The sequence below is a fragment of the Microcoleus sp. C2D2 genome, assembly GCF_036702495.1.
Taxonomy (GTDB): domain Bacteria; phylum Cyanobacteriota; class Cyanobacteriia; order Cyanobacteriales; family Microcoleaceae; genus Microcoleus.
The window spans coordinates 28,882-33,192 of the sequence record NZ_JAUBTO010000001.1; the positions used below are offsets into that span (position 1 = coordinate 28,882).

A 4,311-nucleotide genomic window follows, 5' to 3' on the forward strand; every position below is an offset into this window, starting at 1 on the left:
TGTGGAACAGGCATCTTGCCTGTTCAAAAAAGGATTATTGACAATGGTGCAAGAGCTCAGTATTGAAACTATGCGTGTAATAGGCACTCTTACCCCGCGTCTTAGGTGCAAGTTAAATGCTATACAGCTTAACGTCATGGAGTTGGGGGCGATTAAGAGCCCGATAGCTTCGCTTCACGCGATTTTTAGCAACGGTCTCTTGGAAAGGCACACAACCAAGTAAAATAACTTGAGGAACTGCAATAAAAACCAAACAAGAGAAACCAAACTATGACCTTACCAATTGGCTGTGCCGCTCCTCAATTTACCGCCAAAGACACCAACGGCAACACCGTCTCCCTGTCCCAATTTGCCGGTAAAACCGTAATCTTGTATTTCTACCCGAAAGATGACACCCCCGGCTGCACAAGACAAGCCCAAAGCTTCAAAGCAGCCCATGAAGAATACAAGGGCAAAGATATAGTAGTTCTCGGTGTCAGCCGAGACAACGAGGAATCGCACAAAAAGTTCACAGAGAAATACGGTTTGCCTTTCCAGCTATTAGCAGATGTTGATGGCACGATTACCAAAGCTTACGATGTCGAGAAAGGCGATTATGCCAAGCGCGTTACTTTCGTCATCGACGGTACCGGCAAAATTATTCAGGTTTATGAAGGAGAAAATCTGAAAGTTGACTCTCACGCTCAAGATATTCTTGTCACCATAGTTTAGTCGAAGTTTAGGCGATCGCACTAACATTCCTGGATCCACCAAACGGCTAAAACCCGGTTTCTTCCTAGATGCCTCCTTGCTATAGGCAATATTCTCGTAGAAACCGGGTTTTTTTCCTAAGTCCTTCCTCAAGCAAGTGAGGGGTCAATCGATTTTAGATTTTAGATTTTAGATTTTAGATTGAAGCATTGACCCCAGGGATAAATTCAGGGGGCAAGTTTCATCGGATACAGGTTTTTTATTTCTGGACGGATGAATCCGGGGGCTTGTATCCTGGATGCTTTCGGTCAAGGGTGCGGAAACCACCTAGTCGAACTAAATTCTTTCCCTCAAAACTTGCACCACAGATCCGCTCAACCAGCCATATATTCGGTTAAGGTGCTTATAGTGCGCCTAAAGTTAGATTTGTGGCGCAAATCCCGCCAATAATTAAAAATTTATGCTGTAAAAAGCATTAACCGTCCCTAGACTGAATCGCAGGGCGATTTTCTCCGGGTTCTGGTCATTGTGTTTGATAACATCAGAAGTTATCCTTGCTTTAGCTGAATAATTAAGTAGGTAGGGTGGTATATAATGACAACCAACAACATTATTTTGAGTTACTTAGGTCCACAAGAAATTGAGGCTAATCGAGCCGCTGTCTTAGTTGGCAGTTTTGACAAAAATCTAGTGGCAGCCCTGGAAGCAACAGAAGGCTCAAATGCCCTGAATGTGGGGAGAAATCCCTCTACAGGCATTTGGAATATCAGTTTAGAAAAAGGATTCGATAGCGCCGGAACTCGCACAGTACAGGTGAGGGCAACTGATAAGACTGGCAAAGTTATCGGCCAACAAACAATTAACATCAAACTTAATCCTGCTTCTAACTCCCCCGCTCAAATTATCACGTTAATTACTCTCAGAGATACCGCATTCAAAGTCGGAACACTGCCCGCCAGCAATCTTAACAACCAGCAAAAAGCGGATATACCAGCAGGTAAAACTTATCAAATTAGGGACTACGAGTTAGAAGACGGTCACCTGAATGTTCAACTAAATAATCCAATTCCTCCGGTGGGAACCTCTGGCTTTTTATACGAAAAACACGTACTTATCACCAAAGGCGCAAAAATTCTCATATTCGATCGCGCCCAGTTGCCGGCCTCGCCACCGGGAATGCAGTTACTATGGGTGATCAAAAAGACTTGGTTAAAGCTCACCCCCGGAGATTCTGCGACTTTAGGACAAGCTAAGAAATTACAATTTAACCAGGGAGAAACTTTCAATATTCTCGGCTACGCTTGCGTGGAAAACCATTTTCGAGTCACTTTCGATCGGGCAGTTCCTAACTTAGGAAAGTCGGGCTTTCTGTACTCGCAGCACGTCCAAATTTTGCGAGAGGGGAGGGGAATTGCGTTTGATAGAAATGCAGTTACGATGACTGTTATCAAAACGACGGTGTTGAAAAAGCGGCCGGCAAATGCGGCTGGCCTGCAACCCCAAGAAAAAATTACTTTGCCGGCGGGAATGATTTACGGAATTGCCGGATTCTCGATCGAACAAAGCCACATAAAAGTCTCCCTTAACGAGAATTTGCCGCAATTTGGCAATACGGGTTTCATTTATCCCGATTTTGTGCAATTCAGCCGCGGTGGCAAATCTTTCAATCCCGCTGTGAATTTAACTTATCAAGGGCCGGCAGAAGTTTTAGTAAATGGGCCCATCGTCCTTCGGGGTAGTTTTGACCGGCAACAAGCAGCAAAAGTTGAGGTGATAGCGGAGGATAAATTTCCGCTAAGCGTCACGCTAAACCAACAAGCCAGCAGTTGGCAAGTTAATTTGCCTAAAGGATTTAGCGTAGCTGGAGCTCGGTGGTTCAGGTTGCGGGCAACTGACAGCAAAGGCAACGTTACTGGCAGCCAAATAATTTACATTACCGTAATTTCCGATCCGCTGACTGTCGGAAAAGGTTTGACCTTAAAGATAGTTTCTGACACTTTGTTTAAGGTAGCTCCGCTTGATTCTTCCCGGCTCAACAATCAGCAAAAAGTTCTTGTCAAAGCAGGGCAGACTTTGGCGGTTAGCAAGTACGGATTTATGGACGGGCACCTCAAGGTGGTTGTGGATTCAGCTATTTCGCCGATCGGTACTTTTGGCTATTTTTACGAACCCGACGTTCAGCTTGCCAAAGGTAATAAAATCCTAAAATTTGACCTAGCCGACGTACCGAATAGCAACGTCAGCGCTCAACTGTGGGTAACTCAAACAACTCAGATTAAAGGTCAACCAGAAGATTCATCTAAACTGCCTGCAAATCAAGTTGCTGACCTAATTTTAGGCAGCACCTATGCCATTACTGGTTATGCCTGCATTTTGGGGCATTTCCGAGTAACTCTCGCCGAATCTATTCCCGGTTTCGGCAAGATCGGATTTATTTATTGGCAGGACGTTAAAATTAAAAAAGACGGCAAAGAAGTTCCCTTTGACCCCGGTGCTTTGACGATGACAATGCTACAAGCAACTGTGTTTAAAAAACGGCCTGTAGATGCTGCCCGCCTGAGAGATACCGAGAAAACTACGCTACCTTTAGGTCGAGTTTACGGCGTGGAAAGCTACGGTTTGGAAGGAGATCACCTGAAAGTTTCCGTGACTGAAGAACTCCCGAATTTTGGCAATACAGGTTATGTTTTTCCTAGTTTTGTTCAGTTCAAGCGGGGAGATAAAATTTTCGATGCGGTGCCGAACAATGTGGAATTGAACGTGCCGTATTTTTCGCAGCGGGACAATCCGCGTTTTGACTGGTCTACTTGCAACGTAACTTCGATCGCGATGGTGCTTTATTATTACGGCCTTCGTTCTAAGTGGGGCGGACAGTTGGAGGATGAGTTGTTGCAGTGGTGTTTCGACTATGCCGGTCAGGGTTCTCAAACCGATCACAGCGTGCTTTCGGCGCTGATTCAAGCTTACGGGTTTAAGACGAGTTTTAGTACGACTCGCAACTGGGCCGATGTGCGATCGGAATTGCTGAATCGCCGGCCAGTAGTTTTAGCGGGAGATTTTACTGCATCCGGTCACATTCTCACTTTAATTGGCTACAATTCTCAGGGTTATATCGTGCAAGATCCTTGGGGAGATGCACTCACAGGTTACAGCGATACTGAGGGGAGAAAGTTGATGTATCCCTACAGTTACGTGAATCAAGTTGCTGGGCCAGACGGGAATGTTTGGGCGCATTTTATCTCTCGATAATCTACTCTACGGTGGGCAAGTAGTTTGAGGCACTACGGCTATTCGTAAGGTGCGCATTCCAGCTATTCGTAAGCTACTGGGTGCGCACCCTACCTAACTTAGGAAATCTTGCGCTTCATTTTGCGTTTCGCTGCACCAATACCTAAAAAGCTCAATCCTACAAAAGTACCCACCCAAGTAGAAGGTTCGGGTACACGCTCAACATTTGCTGGAGCGGGTACAGGCTCAACCTTTGCTGGAGCGGGTACAGGCTCAACCTTTACTGGAGCGGGTACAGGCTCAACCTTTACTGGTTCGGGTACAGGCTCAACCTTTACTGGTTCGGGTACAGGCTCAACCTTTACTGGTTCGGGTACAGGCTCAACCTTTACT

Annotated in this window: 4 protein-coding genes; 3 read left to right on the forward strand and 1 reads right to left on the reverse strand. The window is 45.7% G+C overall.

What is annotated here, in order from left to right; all coding sequences use genetic code 11:
• The 3 genes from QUB61_RS00175 to QUB61_RS00185 form a co-directional block, all read left to right on the forward strand.
• Window positions 1-223 (forward strand): hypothetical protein (locus QUB61_RS00175; protein WP_333129758.1); only part of this gene is annotated, 223 nt, incomplete at its 5' end.
• Between the two features lie 47 nt (window positions 224-270).
• The gene (locus tag QUB61_RS00180) at window positions 271-711 is read left to right on the forward strand and encodes a peroxiredoxin (RefSeq protein ID WP_333068093.1); all 441 of its coding nucleotides are present in this window, start codon (window positions 271-273) and stop codon (window positions 709-711) included.
• Window positions 712-1,284: 573 nt separating this feature from the next.
• Complete coding sequence (locus tag QUB61_RS00185; RefSeq protein WP_333129756.1) at window positions 1,285-3,939, forward strand: C39 family peptidase; 2,655 nt, start codon at window positions 1,285-1,287, stop codon at window positions 3,937-3,939.
• A 98-nt stretch (window positions 3,940-4,037) separates the two neighbouring features.
• Here QUB61_RS00185 and QUB61_RS00190 read toward each other — a convergent pair.
• Window positions 4,038-4,311 (reverse strand): PEP-CTERM sorting domain-containing protein (locus tag QUB61_RS00190; protein ID WP_333189745.1); only part of this gene is annotated, 274 nt, incomplete at its 5' end.